The organism is Streptomyces sp. NPDC053513 (assembly GCF_044544765.1).
Classification (GTDB): Bacteria; Actinomycetota; Actinomycetes; order Streptomycetales; family Streptomycetaceae; genus Streptomyces; species Streptomyces litmocidini.
Window position 1 is genome coordinate 11,972 of the sequence record NZ_JBITXP010000001.1, and the last position, 17,737, is coordinate 29,708.

General features: G+C 72.3%; 11 protein-coding genes. 2 read left to right on the forward strand and 9 right to left on the reverse strand.

Annotated elements, in window-relative coordinates:
• Window positions 1-17: 17 nt before the first annotated feature.
• Window positions 18-1,025, reverse strand: a complete 1,008-nt coding sequence (locus tag ACIGW4_RS00075; RefSeq protein ID WP_399577401.1) for a carbohydrate ABC transporter permease — start codon at window positions 1,023-1,025, stop codon at window positions 18-20.
• 13 nt (window positions 1,026-1,038) lie between these two features.
• Complete coding sequence (locus ACIGW4_RS00080; protein WP_123456065.1) at window positions 1,039-2,355, reverse strand: extracellular solute-binding protein; 1,317 nt, start codon at window positions 2,353-2,355, stop codon at window positions 1,039-1,041.
• Window positions 2,356-2,556: 201 nt separating this feature from the next.
• Between ACIGW4_RS00080 and ACIGW4_RS00085 the strand changes: the two genes are divergently transcribed.
• Window positions 2,557-3,867: an ROK family protein gene (locus ACIGW4_RS00085; RefSeq protein ID WP_398713504.1), complete on the forward strand. Its 1,311-nt coding sequence runs from the start codon at window positions 2,557-2,559 to the stop codon at window positions 3,865-3,867.
• A 33-nt stretch (window positions 3,868-3,900) separates the two neighbouring features.
• On the opposite strand, the gene ACIGW4_RS00090 is transcribed toward ACIGW4_RS00085, so the two are convergent.
• The 7 genes from ACIGW4_RS00090 to ACIGW4_RS00120 all read right to left on the reverse strand — a co-directional run bounded on the left by ACIGW4_RS00090 (window position 3,901) and on the right by ACIGW4_RS00120 (window position 15,623).
• Window positions 3,901-6,078: a discoidin domain-containing protein gene (locus ACIGW4_RS00090; RefSeq protein ID WP_398713506.1), complete on the reverse strand. Its 2,178-nt coding sequence runs from the start codon at window positions 6,076-6,078 to the stop codon at window positions 3,901-3,903.
• A 218-nt stretch (window positions 6,079-6,296) separates the two neighbouring features.
• A complete protein-coding gene (locus tag ACIGW4_RS00095; protein ID WP_399577404.1) occupies window positions 6,297-8,708 on the reverse strand; it encodes an MFS transporter in 2,412 nt (803 codons plus the stop codon).
• Between the two features lie 98 nt (window positions 8,709-8,806).
• Window positions 8,807-9,943, reverse strand: coding sequence for an XdhC/CoxI family protein (locus ACIGW4_RS00100; RefSeq protein WP_359590464.1), 1,137 nt, complete (start codon window positions 9,941-9,943; stop codon window positions 8,807-8,809).
• A gap of 39 nt (window positions 9,944-9,982) precedes the next feature.
• Window positions 9,983-11,455, reverse strand: a complete 1,473-nt coding sequence (locus ACIGW4_RS00105) for an NCS2 family permease (protein WP_359590465.1) — start codon at window positions 11,453-11,455, stop codon at window positions 9,983-9,985.
• Between the two features lie 276 nt (window positions 11,456-11,731).
• Window positions 11,732-14,131, reverse strand: a complete 2,400-nt coding sequence (locus tag ACIGW4_RS00110; protein WP_123456059.1) for a xanthine dehydrogenase family protein molybdopterin-binding subunit — start codon at window positions 14,129-14,131, stop codon at window positions 11,732-11,734.
• Window positions 14,132-14,133: 2 nt separating this feature from the next.
• A complete protein-coding gene (locus ACIGW4_RS00115) occupies window positions 14,134-14,730 on the reverse strand; it encodes a (2Fe-2S)-binding protein (protein WP_123456058.1) in 597 nt (198 codons plus the stop codon).
• 2 nt (window positions 14,731-14,732) lie between these two features.
• Window positions 14,733-15,623: a xanthine dehydrogenase family protein subunit M gene (locus ACIGW4_RS00120; protein WP_041131867.1), complete on the reverse strand. Its 891-nt coding sequence runs from the start codon at window positions 15,621-15,623 to the stop codon at window positions 14,733-14,735.
• A 306-nt stretch (window positions 15,624-15,929) separates the two neighbouring features.
• On the opposite strand from ACIGW4_RS00120, the gene ACIGW4_RS00125 reads away from it, so the two are divergent.
• Entirely contained in the window at window positions 15,930-17,624 is a 1,695-nt protein-coding gene (locus ACIGW4_RS00125; RefSeq protein WP_123457555.1) for a PucR family transcriptional regulator ligand-binding domain-containing protein, read from the forward strand.
• Window positions 17,625-17,737 lie beyond the last annotated feature (113 nt).

The following is a 17,737-nucleotide window of genomic DNA, read 5'->3' on the forward strand; positions in this document are numbered from 1 at the left end:
GCGAGCGGGGCTTCTTGTCAGCGGGCACCGGCGGCCTTCCTTTCCCGGCGGCCCCGGGTGGTGAGCAGCAGGTAGGTCCCCGTGACGGCGAGCAGGAACAGCAGGAGCAGGACCGACATCGCCGAGCCCGTGCCGAAGTTCCAGGTCTGGAACGAGGACTGGTAGATGTGCAGGGAGATCAGGTCGGCGGATTCGGGGGCCGCCTTGCCGAAGAGGACGAAGGGGGTGTTGAAGTCGTTGAAGGTCCACAGGAACAGGACGAGGACGAGGACCTGGTTGACCGGCCGCAGGGACGGCAGGGTGATGTGGCGGATCTGCTTCCACCGGCCCGCGCCGTCGAGGGCGGCGGCCTCGTAGACCTCCCGGGGGATGTTCTGGAGGCCGGCCGTCAGGACGAGGAAGGCGAAGGGCCAGCCCTTCCAGACGGAGACGACGAGCAGGGTGACGAAGGCGTTGTCGCCGATGAGCCAGAAGGCGGGGCCGTCGCCGATGCCGAGCTGGTCGTGGAGGACGTGGTTCACCAGGCCGTTGTCCCGCTGGAACATGAACGCCCAGGTGATGACCGCCGCGTAGACCGGCAGGGCGTACGGGACGAGGAAGAGCGCGCGCAGGAGGCCCCGGCCGCGGAAGGTCTCCTGTGTGAAGAGGGCGGCCGCGGTGCCGAGGAGCCAGCACAGGCCGACGGAGCAGAGGGTGAAGAGGCAGGTCGTGAGGAACGACTTCAGGAGCGCTTCGCCGACGGGGGCGTCGAGGTCGACCGAGACCGTGTAGTTGCCGAGTCCGGCCCAGGGGGCGGACGTCCAGTCGCGGATGAAGAACTGGGTGAGCTCCTTGAAGCTCATCGTGATGCCGATGAGCATCGGCAGGAGGTGGACGAGGAGTTCGAGGAGGAGGGCCGGGAGGAGCAGCAGATAGGGCAGGCCGCGGGTCCGGAGCCGCCCGGGGCGGCGCCGGCGCGGGGCCGTCCCGGGGGTGTGCCGCTGCCCGGTCCGCCCGGGGGGCTTCTCGATGGCGGTGGTGGTCATGGTGGCGTCCGGCTCACTTCTTGGGCATCTGCTGCTGGGCCTTGTCGAGCTCGGCGCGTACGGACTCGGTGGTGACCGGGCGGCCGGCGGCGGCGTCGGCGAAGAGCTTCTTGACGGCGGTGCCGACGACGGTCTCGAACTGGGACTCCTCGGGGACCTGCGGCAGGGCGGCGGCGCTGGTGGCGAGGGTCTGCTTGAGGACGGTGACGGCGGGGCCGGCGAAGGCGGGGTCCTGCTGGGCGCTCTTGACCGGGGGGATGGAGCCGTAGGCCTGGTTGAGCTTCTTCTGCTCGGCGTCGCCGGTCATGAACTTCACGAACTTCAGGGCGCCTTCGCGGTTCTTCGTGTTCTTGAAGACGGCGAGGTTGATGCCGGCGACCATGGAGTTGATCCCCGTGCCCTGACCGGGGGCGCCGGAGGCCACGGGGGCGGGGGCGACGCCCCACTCGTCGGGGTCCATGCCCTGGGCCGCGAAGGTGGTGCCGGGGGTCTGCCAGAGGACCATGGCGGTGCGGTCCTTGGCGAAGTCGGCGAGGGACTGGTTCTGGGCGTACTCGGCGTTGCCGGGGGCCACGATCCTGTGGGCGGCCATGAGGTCGACGTACTGCTTGACGGCGGCGACGGCGCCGTCGGAGGTGAAGTCGGCCTTGCCGTCGGGGGTGAAGAAGTCGGCGCCGTGCTGCTTGCCGAGGACGAAGACCTGGTGGATGTTGTTGGCGAGGTTGCCGCCCTCGACGCCGATGGCGGACTTCCCGTCCTTGCTGAGCTTCTTGCCGTCGGCGATCAGTTCGTCCCAGGTGGCCGGCGGCTTCGCTATGCCGGCGTCCCGGAACATCTTCTTGTTGTAGTAGAGCGCGTAGGCCATGGAGTAGAGCGGGACGGCGGCGGGGTCCTGGCCGGCGGCGCCGGTGGAGCCGAGCGCGGAGTCGACGAAGCGGTCCTTGCCTCCGATGGCCTCGAAGTTCTTCGCGTCCCAGGGCAGCAGGGCGCCGGTGGACTGGAGGGAGGCGCTCCAGGTGTTGCCGATGTTGAGGACGTCGGGGCCCTGGCCGGAGGTGGCCGCGGTGAGGATGCGGTTGAGCAGGTCGGACCAGGGGATCACCTCCAGCTCGACCTTGATGCCGGTCTCCTTCTCGAAGCGGTCGAGTTCGGGCCGGAGGACCTTCTTGTCGACCTCCAGGTTCGCGCCCTGGTTGGAGGCCCAGTAGGTGAGGGTCTTGCCGCCGCCGGAGCCGGAGCCGTCGGCCGGGGAGCCGCCTCCGCAGGCCGCGGCGGTGAGGACGAGGGAGAGGGTGACGGCACCGGCGGCCGCGGCTCTGATTCTGCGCATGGCTCCTCATGGCCCTTTCGGGGAGTGGCGGGGAGCTGGGGAGGGCGGGGGCGGCGGTCGCGTCCCGCGTTCAGGAGGTGAAGGCTCCGACGGCCCCTCCCCGGCTTATTTCAGGACGTGAGTTAAACCTCAAGAGAAGGTCGCGTCAAGGGTCCCGACGGCGGTATGTTGCGGGCAGGACTACTTCCCCAGGGGGCCCAAGTGACCATGCGGAACGGCCGCACCGTGCGTGACCTGCGACGCGAGAACCGCACCGCCGTCCTCCAGCGCCTGTACTTCGACGGCCCCATGAGCCGCTTCTCCCTGGGCCCGGCCACCGGGCTGAGCTCCGGCTCCGTCAGCAACGTGGTCGCGGAGCTCGTCGCGGAGGGCCTCGTCGAGGAGGCGGGCAGCGTCGACTCGGCCGGCGGACGCCCCCGCACCCTGCTGCGGATCACCCCCGGCAGCGGCTGCATGATCGGCGTGGACGTCGGCGAGACCCGGATCCGGATCGAGCTGTTCGACCTCGCCCTCACCGAACTCGCCCGCACCGAGCGCCCCTTGGCGGTCGAGAGGCCGAACCCGCACGAGCGGTACGAGGTCGGGGTCGTCGTCGACCACGTCCGGGCCGGCATCGCGGAGGTGCTCAGGACCGCGGGCGTCCCCGCCGAGCGGCTGCTCGGCGTCGGCGTCGGCGTGCCCGGCATCGTCGCCCGCACCGCCGAGGAGGGCGCGGTGGTGCACGGCCAGACCATCGGCTGGGACGCCGTCCCGCTGGAGCGGCTGCTGCGCGAGAGCGTGGACCTGCCGGCCTCGGTGCCGTACCGGATCGACAACGGCGCCAAGACCCTGGGCCAGGCCGAGATGTGGTTCGGCGCCGGACGGGGGGCGCGCAGCGCCGTGGTCGTGCTCTTCGGCTCGGGCGTCGGCGCCTGCGTGGTCACCGACCCGATGGGGCCGGGCCGGGCGCTCGAATGGGGTCATCTGACGGTACGGGTCCGGGGCCGCCGCTGCCGTTGCGGCGCCCGCGGCTGCCTGGAGGCGTACGCGGGCGCGGAGGCCCTCCTGGAGCGCTGGCGGGAGGCGGGCGGGCGGCCTCCGGCGGGCGCGGACGAGGAGACGGCCCTGACGGCGATGCTGGCGGCCGCGTACCCGGCGGACGCGGGGACGGGGCCCGACTCGACCGCGATCGAGGTCCTGGAGGAGACCGCCGAGTACCTGGGCGCCGGTTTCGCCGATCTGATCAACCTCTTCCAGCCCGAGCGCATCCTCGTCGGCGGCTGGGCGGGCCTCCAGCTCGGCGCCCGCTTCCTGGAGACGGTGAAGAAGTACGCGGCCGAGTACGCCCTGAAGTACCCGGCGGCCCGGGTCGGCATCGGCATGGGCACCCTGGGCCCCGACGCGGTGACGGTCGGCGCGGCGATCCTGCCGCTCGCGGACTTCTTCGCCCGGGGCGGGCGGCGGGCCGAGGCGGAGCCGGCCGAGGAGCAGCCGGCGTGGGCGTCGACCGTACGGGAGAGGGCGGCGCACTGAGCGCGCGCCGCCCTCCGGCTCACCTCGCGGCGGTCACGGGTACGAGACGACGGTGGACGGCACGGTGGCGGTGCCCGAGGTCGGGGCGCCCACGTCGTTGATCACGTGCTCGTACTGGCCGTTGCCGCCGAGCGAGACGACCAGCAGGTCGTGGAACTTCACGCCGGGCCGCACCGGGGCCCGGAAGCCGTGGTCCTGGCGGATCGTCGGGTCGACGTTGTAGTAGCAGTAGCTGCCGAGCCCCCAGCCCTCGTGGGTGGTCACGGAGTCGTCGACGCGGTAGGCGGCGTAGCCCTTGTGGGGACCGTCCTGGACGGCGGCCTGGTTCGGGGCGTCGTACGCCTTCTCGTTCTGGAAGAAGATCGTGCGGCCGCGCTCGCCGAACCACTCGACGTCGTACTTGTTGAAGTGCTCGACGAAGAGTCCGGTGGCGAGGACGTCGTCGCCGTACACGCGGACGCCGTAGTCGGCGCGGTTGGTCTCCCAGCCGACGCCCTCGCCGTGGTCGGCGCGCCAGACCCAGGTGTGGTCGACGATCGTGTCGTCGTTGTTGACCACCAGGGCGACGGTCGCCCTTCCGGGGCCGGCGCCGCCGACGCGGAAGTAGACGTCCTGGACGGTGGTGGGGTCGGCGGCGTGGTCGGCGGAGGCGTTCTGCGGCCCGACCTCCAGGAGGCTCGGCGAGTTCACCTGGCCGGCGTCGATCAGGAAGCCGGCGAGGCGGACGCCGTCGACGTCGGCGACGCGCATCGCGGTGACGCCGTTGTCCGGGACGATCGTGGCCAGGCCGAGGCCGAGGACGATCGTGCCGGGGCGGTTCACGGTGATCGTCCGGTCGACGTGGTAGACGCCGGGCGTGAACAGCAGGTGGAGGCCCTGGTCGAGCGCCTGGTTGACGGTGGCGGCCGTGGTTCCGGGCCTGACGACGTAGAACCGGCTCAGCGGGATCTTCTCGCCCTGCGGGGTGCCGTTCGCCCAGGTGGTGCCGCGGGCGCCGGTCCGCCTGGCCGGGGAGAAGACCTTGTACTGGTTGTCCTCCCAGATCAGGTACGGCTTCTCGCGGGAGACCGGGGTGGTGTCGAGGGTGGTGTACCTCGGCTCGGGGAAGGCCTGCGCGGGGGCGCCCTCGGTGCCGGAGAAGACCTGGTTCCAGACGGAGTTGGACCAACCGCCGATCGAGCTGTCGCGGGTGTACCACTGCTGCTGCGAGTAGTTGCCGATCTGGCCGTCGACCTTCGAGTCGGCGATGTAGCCGCCGCTGGCCCAGCCGTAGCCGCTGGGGGCGAGGTTGAGGCCGCCCTTGACATGCATGCGGCGGAAGGAGGAGGCCTGGGCGACGGCCCACCGGTCGGTGCCGTTCACCGGGTTGAGGGCGAGGCCCTCGGCACCGCGCCAGAAGTTCTGGGTGGCGTTCCCGTTGAACCAGCCGGCGTCGACGGTCACGTCGCCGTTGACGGTGGTGTCGTCGGGGCGCAGTCCGAGACCGGCGATCTGGGTGTAGAAGCCGAGCTGGGCGTTGAGGCCGTTGTAGGTGCCGGGCTTGAAGAGGAAGGCGTGCCGGCCGCTGCCGAACTGGGCCGACTCCTGCTGGGCGAAGACCTCGTCGAGCTTGGCCTGGATGCCGGGCGTGGACGGGTCGAAGACGTGCACGTTCGGCCCGAGGTCGCCGCCGCCGGGGAGGGCCGGGCCGGTCCCGGTGGTGCCGTGGACCTGGAACTCCCAGAGGGAGTAGCCCCATGCGGTGGCGCGGGCCGTGCCGTACACGCGGACGTAGCGGGCGGTGCCGGTGACGGGCAGGGACTCGTCGCCGCCGGGGCCGTTCGCCGTGCTGTACGCGGTCGTCCAGGTGGTGCCGTCGGTGGAGAGCTCGATGCGGTACGCCTTGGCGTGGGCGGTCTCCCAGCGCAGGTCGACCCTGCTGAGCGCGGCCGGGGCGCCCAGGTCCACCTGGATCCACTGCGGATCGGCGAAGGCGCTGGACCAGCGGGTCGCGGGGTCGCCGTCGACGGCGGCGCTCGCGGGGGTGCCGCCGTTCTCCTGGCTGGAGGCGGTGGCGGGCCTGCCCTGCGAGAGCAGGACGGGCGCGGCCGCGGCGGGCGGTGCGGCGACCAGCGCGAGGAGACCGGCGAGGAGCGCGGTGACGAGGACGGCGGCGGTGGCGCGGGGGCCCGGTCGTGGGGGTGGCGCGAGACGGGTGCCGGCTGCGGGCATGGCTCGAACTCCTCATGGGTGAGGGGGGTTTCGGGGATGGGGAGCGCGCACTCCGCAGCAGATGCTGGCGGTTGGCCGGTATGAGGGTCAAGGCCTCCGACACGACTTTTCTTTTGGCTTGCATTAAGTACCGAGCGAGGTGCCCCGGCGACGGTCCCCGGGCATGCGGAGGCTCCGGACCGCCGACCCGGCCCGGTCACGCGCGCGGAAGTTCCCCGCTAGCGACCGCCGGAGGAGGCGGGGACCTCGGACTTCATCATCAGCCCCCCGGTCAGCCCGGCGAGCAGCAGGAGGACGATCGACCACCAGGGCGGTCCGCCGTAACCGCCGTACAGCGCCGTGCCGAAGCCCACGCCCACCGTCTGGACCGTGACGGCCGCGGCCGCGCCCGCCCCCTTGTGCCGGCGGCCGAGGCGGTCGTCGAGCACGGTGACGAAGAGCGGCATGAAGGCCAGGCCCATGCCGAGGCCCGCGAGGATCATGAACGGGAGCAGCGCCACGTATCCCCCGCCGCCCTCGATGCCGACGATGGTCAGCGCCACACCGAGCGGCGTGATCACCAGGCCCGACACGACGAGGGCACGGGGCGCCGCGCCATGCGCCGGCAGACGCGGGGCGACCAGGACGGCGCCGACGGCGGTCGCGGCGACCATCGGCAGCATGGCGAGCCCCGTCAGGAGGGGGGAGAAGCCGAGGTCCATCAGGATGAAGGCCAGCGCCGGCACCAGGGCGAGGATGCCGGCGCCGGCGAGGAGCAGGGTGAGCAGGGCGCCGAGTCGGCCGCGGTCCTTGAGGACGTACGGGGGGAGCAGCGGGTCCGACGCGGCCCCCTGCCACCCCAGGAAGGCCGCGAGCAGCACCACGCCTCCCGAGATCAGACTCAGGACCAGCGGGGTTCCCCAACCCGGAGCCGCCTTGACGGAGCCGTACAGGAGCAGGGCGACCCCGAGGGTGCCCAGCAGGACCCCGGCCAGGTCGAAGCGGGTGCCGGCGCGGTCCGGCCGGTCGTGCGGCAGGACGCGGGCCCCCGCCAGGGCGATCAGGGCGAGGAGCGCGATGACGCCGAACAGCGGGCCCCGGCCCAGCAGCCCGGTCGAGATCTCGACGGCCGGCCCGCCGACACCGACCGTGACGTACACGCCGAAGGCCCTGGCCCGCGCCTTCGGCTCCGGGAAGGCGGTGGCCACCAGGGCCGGCGCCGCCGCCGTCACGAGCGCGCCGAAGCCGCCCTGGAGCACCCGGGCCACGATCAGCGCCGGGGTGGCGAACTCACCGGCGGAGCCGCCGAGCACACAGGCCGCCGCGAGCCCCGAGAGGCCGACGACCAGCGTCCGCCGGCCGCCGAAGCGGTCGACGAGGTGCCCGCCGAGCAGCAGCAGCGCGGCGAAGGGGACCGCGAAGGCGTACGACCGCGGATCCTCCCTGTCGAAGCCGAACGGGCTCTCCCCACCGAAGCCGAACGGGTCCTGCATCGCCCCGAGCAGTACCGCCAGTTGCGCGAGCGCGATCACCGCGAGGCCGCCCCGGCGGCGCGGTGGCACGGCGGGGTCCTGGTGGGCCGGAGCCGTGGGGGTGTACGCGGCGGGCGTGGCGGCGCGGACGTGCGCGGGGGCCGGGGGCCGGGCCTGCGCCCGGGGCGCCGTCTCCGTCACGGACCGGTCGGCGGGGGCCTCGGCCCGTGCGGCGGGCGCCTCGGTCCGTGCGGCGGGCGCCTCGGTCCGTGCGGCGGGGACGTAGTCCAACAACCCGGCCGCGTGGCGGCCCAGTTGGACCAGGACCTCGCCGGGCAGCCAGACCCCGCCGCCGTCCCCGGCGGTGGCGGCGGCGATCCGCTCGGGGGTGGGCCGCGCGGCCGGGTCCTTCTCCAGGCAGGCGCGGACGAGGCCGAGCAGCGACTCCGGTACGCCGGTGAGGTCGGGCTCCTCCTCGGCGACCCGGAAGAGGTGGGCGTTCAGGCCGGTGTCGGTGGCGCCGAAGAGGAGGCGGCCGGTGGCGGCGTACACGAGGACGGCGCCCAGGCAGAACACGTCGCTGGCGGGGGTGAGTTCGAGGCCGCGGACCTGCTCCGGGGACATGAAGCCGGGCGAACCGATCAGCATGCCGGTGCGGGTGTGCAGGCTGTCCCCGGTCAGGCCGTCCATCGCGCGGGCGATGCCGAAGTCGATGACGCGGGGCCCGTCGACGGTCACCAGGACGTTGGACGGTTTGAGGTCGCGGTGGATCAGGCCCGCCTCGTGCACGACCCGCAGCGCGAGGGCGAGGCGGTTGGCGAGGACGCGGACCGAATACTCGGGCAGCGGCCCGAAGTCCCGTGCGACGACGGTGGTCAGGTCCGGCCCTGCGATGTACTGGGTGGCCACCCAGGGCACGGCGACCCCGGGGTCCGTGTCCGCGTCGAGGACGTCCGCGGTCCAGTTCCCGCCCACCCGCCGGGCCGCCGCCACCTCGCGGGCGAAGCGCTTGCGGAACTCCGGCTGGGCGGCGTACTCGGGCTGCACGACCTTGACCGCGACCGTGCGGCCGACGTCGGAGCGGCCGAGGTAGACGAGGCCCATCCCGCCCGCCCCCAGACGGGCGATGAGGCGGTACGGGCCCACGTGCGTGGGGTCTTCGGCGGTCAGCGGGTCCACGCGGGAAATCTAGCCCAGCTCTCGGCCGCCGTCCGGGAAACGGATCCAGGAGTGATCCGAAGGACACGCCCTGCGCTGCCGACCCTACGCGACCGGCCCTACGCGACCGAGCCTATGAGCCCGTCCGGACGGTGGGGTCCGTCGTGGTGGATCGGGGTGTGGGCGCCGGTGAGGGAGACGCCGCTGCCGCCCCGGCGGTTGGCGACGATCTCCGCGCCGATCGAGAGGGCGGTCTCCTCGGGCGTGCGCGCGCCGAGGTCGAGGCCGATCGGGGAGCGCAGCCGGGCGAGTTCGAGTTCGGTGACGCCGACCCCGCGGAGGCGCTCGTTGCGGTCCTCGTGGGTGCGGCGGGAGCCCATCGCGCCGATGTAGGCGACGGGAAGCCTGAGGGCGGCCTGGAGGAGCGGCACGTCGAACTTGGCGTCGTGCGTGAGGACGCACAGGACGGTCCGGCCGTCGACCTCGGTCGACTCCAGGTAGCGGTGGGGCCAGTCGACGACGATCTCGTCGGCCTCGGGGAAGCGGGCGGGCGTCGCGAAGACGGGCCGCGCGTCGCAGACGGTGACGTGGTAGCCGAGGAACTTGCCGACCCGGACGAGGGCGGCGGCGAAGTCGATGGCGCCGAAGACGATCATGCGGGGGGCCGGGACGGAGGACTCGACCAGGAGGGTCAGCGGCTGTCCGCAGCGACTGCCGTCCTCGCCGATCTCCACGGTGCCGGTGCGGCCCGCGTCGAGCATCGCCAGGGCCTCGGCGGCCGCGGTGCGGTCCAGCTCGGGGTGGCCGCCGAGCTTCCCCTCGTACGAGCCGTCGGGACGGACCAGCAGGGCCTGCCCCAACAGGTCCGCCGGTCCGTCCACGATCCTCGCCAGGGCCGCCGCCTCCCCCGAGACGGCGGCGGCCAGCGCGGCGGGGAAGACCCCGCCGCGGACCGGGGTGACGAGGATGTCGATGATGCCGCCGCAGGTCAGGCCGACCGCGAAGGCGTCCTCGTCGCTGTAGCCGAAGCGCTCGACGACGGTCTCGCCGTCCTCCAGGGCCTGGACGCACAGGTCGTAGACCGCGCCCTCCACACATCCGCCGGAGACCGATCCGATCGCCGTGCCCTCGCCGTCGACGGCGAGGGCGGCTCCCGGCTGCCGGGGCGCGCTGCCGCCGACCGCCACCACGGTGGCGACGGCGAAGTCGCGTCCCTGCTCGACCCACCGGTGCAGCTCTTCGGCGATGTCCAGCATGTCGGTCTCCTTTGGAGTGTGCGGAGGGCGGGTCGGGCGTCAGCTGACGCCCAGCCAGCCCTCGATCGGGTGAAGGGCGAAGAACACGATGAAGATCGCGGTGAGGGCCCACATGAACGCGCCGACCTCGCGCGCCTTGCCCTGCGCCACCTTGATGACGGTGTAGGCGATGACGCCGGCCGCGACACCCGGGGTGATGCTGTAGGTGAACGGCATCAGGACGACGGTCAGGAAGACCGGGATCGCGACGGAGCTGTCGCCCCAGTTCACGTGCTTGGCGTTCATCATCATCATCGCGCCGATGACGACCAGGGCGGCGGAGCCGACCTCACGGGGCACGATCTGGGTGATCGGGGTGAAGAAGATGGCGGCCGCGAAGAACAGGCCGGTGATCACCGAGGAGAAGCCCGTGCGGGCTCCCTCGCCGACGCCGGTGGCGGACTCCACGAAGACGGTCTGGCCGGAGGCGCCGGAGACGCCGCCGATCGCGCCGCCCGCGCCGTCGATGAACAGCGCCTTGGACAGGCCGGGCATCCGGCCCTTGTCGTCGGCGAGGTTGGCCTCGGTGCCGACGCCGATGATGGTGGCCATCGCGTCGAAGAAGCCGGCGAGGACGAGGGTGAAGACGATGACGCCGACGGTGATGAAGCCGACGTCGCCCCAGCCGCCGAAGGAGACGTCGCCGAAGAGCGAGAAGTCCGGGCTGGAGACCGCGCTGCCCTTGAGCTCCGGGGCGCCGTTGGCCCAGGCGCCCGGGCCCTTGGCCGGGATGTCGGCGACCGCGTTCACGATCAGGGAGACGATGGTGCCGGCGACGATGCCGATGAGGATCGCGCCCGGGATCTTGCGGGCCTGGAGCGCGAAGATCGCGAGCAGGGTGACCGCGAAGATCAGGACCGGCCAGCCGACGAGCTCGCCGCCGGCGCCGAGGGTGATGGGCGGGCCGAACTGCGGGCCGGCGCCCACGAAGCCGGCCTTGTTGAAGCCGATCAGCGCGATGAAGAGGCCGATGCCGATGGTGATGCCGTGCTTGAGCGGCAGCGGGATCGCGTTCATGATCATCTCACGGAGACCGGTGACCACCAGGAGGCAGATCACCACACCGTAGACGACACACATGCCCATGGCCTGCGGCCAGGTCATCTGCGGGACGACCTGGGTCGCCAGCACACCGGAGACGCTGAGCCCCGCCGCGAGGACGAGCGGGACCTTGCCGACGAAGCCCATCAGCAGGGTGGTCACCGCCGCCGCGAAGGCGGTCGCCGTGATGACGGCGGAGGAGGCGAGGACGTGCTTGTCGACGTCCGGGCCGCCGAGGAGGATCGGGTTGAGCAGGAGAATGTACGCCATCGCCATGAAGGTGGTGACGCCGCCGCGGATCTCCGTCGCGACGGTGGATCCTCTCTCCGAGATGTGAAAGTACCGGTCGAGCCAAGAACGGCCGGCGGGGACGTTGGAGCCGGAGCCCGCGTCCTCCGAGGCGGTCTTGGGCTCCACAGACGACTGGGTCATGGGGCCTACTCCCAAGGTTCAAAGGGGCACCCGCATCAGACTTCGAAGCTCTGACGGTGAAGCTGCGGGATTTGGGATATTTCGTTGGCTGCACGACCCGGGGGACGGCCCGAGACGAACGGGTGATGCCGTGAAGCGTGGGTACTGCGGTGATGCTGGTACTGCGGTGATGCGGAGGTACTGCGGTGATGCGGGTTTCCCGAGAGGGAGTTGCTCCGGGCGGTGCGGGCGGTGGAAGTGTGACGTTCCGGGGAGGCACGCACCGCCCGGAGAGTCCTACAGGGTGCCGGTGAGCGCCTCGGGGCGGACCGGCGTCTTGTTGAGCTCCAGGCCCGTCGCCGCCCGGATCGCCGCGAGGACGGCCGGGGTGGACGACAGGGTCGGGGCCTCGCCGATGCCCCGGACGCCGTACGGCGCGTTGGGGTCGGCCAGCTCGAGGTAGTCGACCGGGATGGTCGGCGTGTCGAGGATGGTCGGGATCAGGTAGTCCGTGAAGGAGGGGTTGCGCACCTTCGCGGTCTTCGGGTCGACGATGATCTCCTCCATCACCGCGACGCCCAGGCCCTGGGTGGTGCCGCCCTGGATCTGGCCGATCACGGAGAGCGGGTTGACCGCCTTGCCGACGTCCTGGGCGCAGGCCAGCTCGATCACCTTCACGAGACCGAGCTCGGTGTCCACCTCCACGACCGCGCGGTGCGCGGCGAAGGCGTACTGGACGTGGCCGTCGCCCTGGCCGGTGACGCGGTCGAAGGCCTGGGTCGGACGGTGCCGCCACTCCTCCTCGACCTCGACGGCCTGGTCCTCCAGGACGTCCGCGATGGTGGCGAGGGCCTCGCCGCCGTCGGTGACGACCTTGCCGCCCTCCAGGAGGAGTTCGGCATTGGCCCACGCCGGGTGGTACGAGCCGAACTTGCGCCGGCCGATCTCCAGGACCTTCTCGCGGACGAGTTCGCAGGAGTTCTTGATGGCGCCGCCGGTCATGTACGTCTGGCGGCCCGCGGAGGTCGAACCGGCCGAGCCCACCTGGGTGTCGGCGGGGTGGATCGTGACCTGCTGGACGCCGAGCTCGGTGCGGGCGATCTGCGCGTGGATCGTGACGCCGCCCTGGCCGACCTCGGCCGCCGCGGTGTGGACCGTGGCGACGGCCTCGCCGTTGATGACCTCCAGGCGGATCTTCGCGGTCGAGTAGTCGTCGAAGCCCTCGGAGAAGCCGACGTTCTTGATGCCGACGGCGTAGCCGACGCCGCGGACGACGCCCTCGCCGTGCGAGGTGTTGGAGAGGCCGCCCGGCAGCGCGCGGACGTCCGCGCCCTCGCCGGCGGTCTCCCACTGGCGCTCCGGCGGCATCGGGCGGGCCTTGACCCGGCGGAGCAGCTCGGCGACCGGGGCCGGCGAGTCCACGACCTGGCCGGTCGGCATGATCGTGCCCTGCTCCATGGCGTTGAGCTGGCGGAACTCGACCGGGTCCATGCCCAGCTTCGCCGCGAGCTTGTCCATCTGGGCCTCGTACGCGAAGCAGGCCTGGACCGCGCCGAAGCCGCGCATGGCGCCGCAGGGCGGGTTGTTGGTGTAGAGGCCGATCGCCTCGATCTCGACGTCGTCGATGACGTACGGGCCGACCGAGAGGGAGGAGGCGTTGCCGACGACCGAGACCGTGGACGAGGCGTAGGCGCCGCCGTCCAGGACGATCTTGCACTTCATGTGCGTGATCTTGCCGTCCTTGGTGGCGCCGTGCTCGTAGTAGAGCTTCGCCGGGTGCCGGTGGACGTGCCCGAAGAAGGACTCGTACCGGTTGTAGACCATCTTGACGGGCTTGCCGGTGCGCAGGGCGAGCAGCGAGGCGAGGATCTGCATGGAGATGTCCTCGCGGCCGCCGAAGGCGCCGCCGATGCCGGCCATGGTCATCCGGACCTTGTCCTGGGGCAGGCCGAGGCAGGGGGCGATCTGCTCGCGGTCCGCGTGCAGCCACTGGGTGGCGACGTACAGGTCGATGCCGCCGTCCTCGGCCGGCACGGCGAGGCCGGACTCCGGGCCGAGGAAGGCCTGGTCCTGCATGCCGAAGGTGTACTCGCCCTTGACGATCACGTCGGCGCGCTTGGCGGCCTCGGCGGCGTTGCCGCGGATGATCGGCTGGCGGTGCACGATGTTGGGGTGCGGGACGTGGGCCGCGTGGTGGTCGTCGCGGTTCTCGTGGACCAGGATCGCGTCGGGGGCGGTGGCCGAGGCCTCGTCCGTGATGACCGGGAGCTCCCGGTACTCGACCTTGATCTTGGCGGCGGCGCGGCGGGCGGTCTCCGGGTGGTCGGCGGCCACGAGGGCCACCGGCTCGCCGTGGTGCCGGACCTTGCCGTAGGCGAGCACCGGGGTGTCCCGGAACTCCAGGCCGTAGTTCTTGGCGGCCGGCAGGTCCTCGTGCGTCAGGACGGCGTAGACGCCGTCCGTCGTGAGGGCCTCGGAGGTGTCGATGGACACGATCTCGGCGTGCGCGACGGTGGAGCGCAGGACCTGGCCCCACAGCATGTCCTCGTGCCACATGTCCGAGGAGTAGGCGAACTCGCCGGTCACCTTGAGGGTGCCGTCGGGGCGGAGCGTGGACGCGCCGACGCCGCCCTGGGTGTGGTTCTGGGTGACGTCGGTGGGCGTGCCCACCGGAGCCGTACGGGTGTTCTGAGCCATCGTCAGACCGCCTCTCCCTGACGCTCCTGGCGCGCGGCCGCGAGGCGGACCGCGTCGAGGATCTTCTCGTAACCGGTGCAGCGGCAGAGGTTGCCGGAGAGCGCCTCGCGGATGTCCGCGTCCGTCGGGGACGGGTTGCGCTCCAGCATCTCGTCGGCCGCGACGAGCAGACCGGGGGTGCAGAAACCGCACTGGACGGCGCCGGCGTCGATGAACGCCTGCTGGATCGGGGAGAGTTCGACTCCCTCGCCGGTCTGCGAGTCCTGGGCGGGCTTCGCCTCCCACTTCCTGGCGGCGTCGACCGAGGTGCCGCAGGCACCGCTCGCGCAACCGCCGTGCGCCTCGCGCTCCTTGGCGTACTCCGCCAGGCCCTCGACGGTGACGACCTCGCGGCCCTCGACCTGACCGGCGGCGACCAGACACGAACACACCGGCACGCCGTCGAGGCGGACCGTGCAGGAGCCGCACTCGCCCTGCTCGCACGCGTTCTTGGAGCCGGGCAGACCCAGGCGCTCACGCAGAACGTAGAGGAGGGACTCGCCCTCCCAGACGTCGTCGGCTTCCTGCGGACGACCGTTGACCGTGAAATTGACGCGCATGGTTATGCAGCTCCCTCAAGCGTGCGGCCGGCGCCGCGGTACTGCTCCCAGGTCCAGCCGAGCTGGCGGCGAGCCATGATGCCGACGGCGTGGCGCCGGTACTTGGCGGTGCCGCGGACGTCGTCGATCGGGTTGGCGGCGGCCGAGCAGAGGTCGGCGAACTGCTTCGCGATCGAGGGGGTGATGATCTTGCCGTTGTCCCAGAAACCGCCCTCCTCCAGAGCCGCGTTCAGGAAGGCCTCGGCCTCCTTGGCGCGGATCGGGGTGGGCGCGGCGGAGCCGATGCCGGTGCGCACGGTCCGGGTCTCCGGGTGCAGGGCCAGGCCGAAGGCGCAGACGGCGATGACCATCGCGTTGCGGGTGCCGACCTTGGAGTACTGCTGGGGGCCGTCCGCCTTCTTGATGTGGACGGTCTTGATGAGCTCGTCGGGCTGGAGCGCGTTGCGCTTCACGCCCGTGTAGAACTCGTCGATCGGGATGAAGCGGTTGCCGCGCACCGACTCGACCTCGACCTCGGCGCCCGCGGCGAGCAGGGCCGGGTGGGCGTCACCGGCGGGCGACGCGGTGCCGAGGTTGCCGCCGACGCCACCGCGGTTGCGGATCTGCGGGGAGGCGACCGTGTGCGAGGCCAGCGCCAGACCCGGGAGCTCCGCGCGGAGGTTCTCCATGATCTGCGTGTACGGAACGGAGGCGCCGAGGCGCACGTTCTCCTCGCCGACCTCCCACTCGCGCAGCAGCTCGATACGGTTCAGGTCCAGGAGGTACTCGGGGCGCCGGTGGTCGAAGTTGATCTCGACCATGACGTCGGTACCACCGGCGATGGGCACGGCCGTGGGGTGCTCGGCCTTGGCGGCGAGCGCCTCCTCCCAGCTGGCGGGGCGAAGGAAGTCCATGGTGGCTCTCTTCTAGTGATTCTGGTGATCGGGGGTCGAGCTAGTGGGTCCGGGGGGACGGCCGGCCCTCGACATCGTGTTCATGTGCTGTTCACGCGGTGTGTGGCCTAGTACACAAGCCACTGTCGCCCGGGGTGCAGTCACCGAAAACATGAAGGAGTTGGCTGGTGCCCGTCGTCGTCTTGTAGATTCGAACGAACGATGGAGAACAGAAACCTCTCCGTTTCCCCCTGGAAACGGTGGCACCGCGCCACCGTCGACAACGCGACACCCACCATCACCGAACGAAGGAACGGCGGCGACACGATGCGGCTGCGCGCACTGCTGGAGAACGACGCGCTCGGGCTGCGCCTGCTCGGCGGCGAGGACGAGCTGGACCGGACCGTCCGAGGCGTCATGACGACGGACCTCAAGGACCCCAGCCGGTACCTGTCCGGCGGCGAGCTGGTGCTGACCGGCCTCGCCTGGCGGACGGACCCGGCCGACGCCGAGCCCTTCGTCCGGATCCTGGCCTCGGCCGGGGTGGCCGCGCTCGCGGCGGGCGAGGCCGAGCTCGGCGACATCCCCGACGATCTCGTGGAGGCGTGTTTGCGCCACCGGCTGCCGCTGTTCGCAGTGAACGAGTCCGTTGCGTTCGCGACGATCACCGAGCATGTTGTTCGACAGGTCTCCGGCGAGCGGGCCGGCGACCTGGCGGCCGTCGTCGACCGCCACAGGCGGCTCATGACCTCCGGACCGGCGGGCGGCGGACCCGAGGTCGTCCTCGACCTCCTCGGCTCCGACCTGGACCTGCGGGCCTGGGTCCTCTCCCCCACCGGCCGCCAGATCGCGGGCGCGGGCGAGCCCCTGGACGCCGGGCGCGCCGCCACCCTGGCCGGTGAGCACCTGGCCGCCACCCGCACCGGCCGGCGCGGCCCGCACCGGGTGAGCATCGCCGGAACGGCGTACTCCCTCTTCCCGATCCGCAACACCGGCCGGGGCGCCGCTCCCGCCTCCCGGGACGTGCGCGAGACGGTCCTGTCGGACTGGCTGCTGGCCGTCGAGGCGGACGCCGGGGACTGGCCCGCCGCCCGGCTCGACCTGCTCCAGGGCGTCACCCAGCTGATCGCCGTCGAGCGGGATCGGCGCGACGCGGCCCGTACGGTACGGCGCCGGCTCGCCCAGGAGGTCCTGGAGCTGGTGCAGACGGGCGCCGCGCCCGCCGAGATCGCGGCCCGTCTGCGGGTCGCCGCCCCGGTGCTGCTGCCCGGCCTCGGCACGGCCCCGCACTGGCAGGTGGTCGTCGCCCGCGTGGAGTGGGACCAGGAGGCCGGCCAGGCCCCCGTGGACAGCGGGCCGGTCGCCCAGTCGCTCCTGGAGGAGATCCTGGTCGACCCGGCGGCCGTCGGCGCCGAGTCGGCCGACCGGATCGCGGTCGCGCACAGCGGCGACGAGGCGATCGCCCTGGTCCCGCTGGCCGCGGGCCCGCTGCCGGAGAGCGAGGACGAGGGCCCGGCCCCCGCCCTCGGCCTCCACGCGGACGCGCTGCTCGCCTCCGTACGGGCGCCGCTCTCCTCGGGCCTCGACGGCGACGGGCGCCTCACGCTGGGCGTCAGCGCGGCCGTAGCGTCGGCGGAGGGCCTGCGCGGGGCCCTGGAGGAGGCCCGGCACGCCCGCCGGGTGGCCGCCGCCCGGCCGGGCCGGGTCTGCGCCGCCGGGCACCACGAGCTGGCCTCGCACGTGCTGCTGCTGCCGTTCGTCCCGGACGACGTCCGGCGCGCCTTCACGGCCCGGCTGCTCGACCCGCTGCGCGACTACGACCGGCGCCACCGGGCGGAGCTCATCCCGACCCTGGAGGCCTTCCTGGACTGCGACGGCTCCTGGACCCGCTGTGCGACCCGCCTCCACCTGCACGTGAACACGCTGCGCTACCGGGTGGGCCGGATCGAGCAGCTCACCGGCCGTGACCTCTCCCGCCTGGAGGACAAGCTCGACTTCTTCCTGGCGCTGCGGATGAGCTGACGCCGTTCGGGTGAACCGGACCGGATCCGCCAGGGCCCGGCGCGGCCCCGATGATTCACTCCTTCGGGCGAGTCCGGAGGAGTGGCGCACGGGGCCGCGCCGGGCCCTTCGGC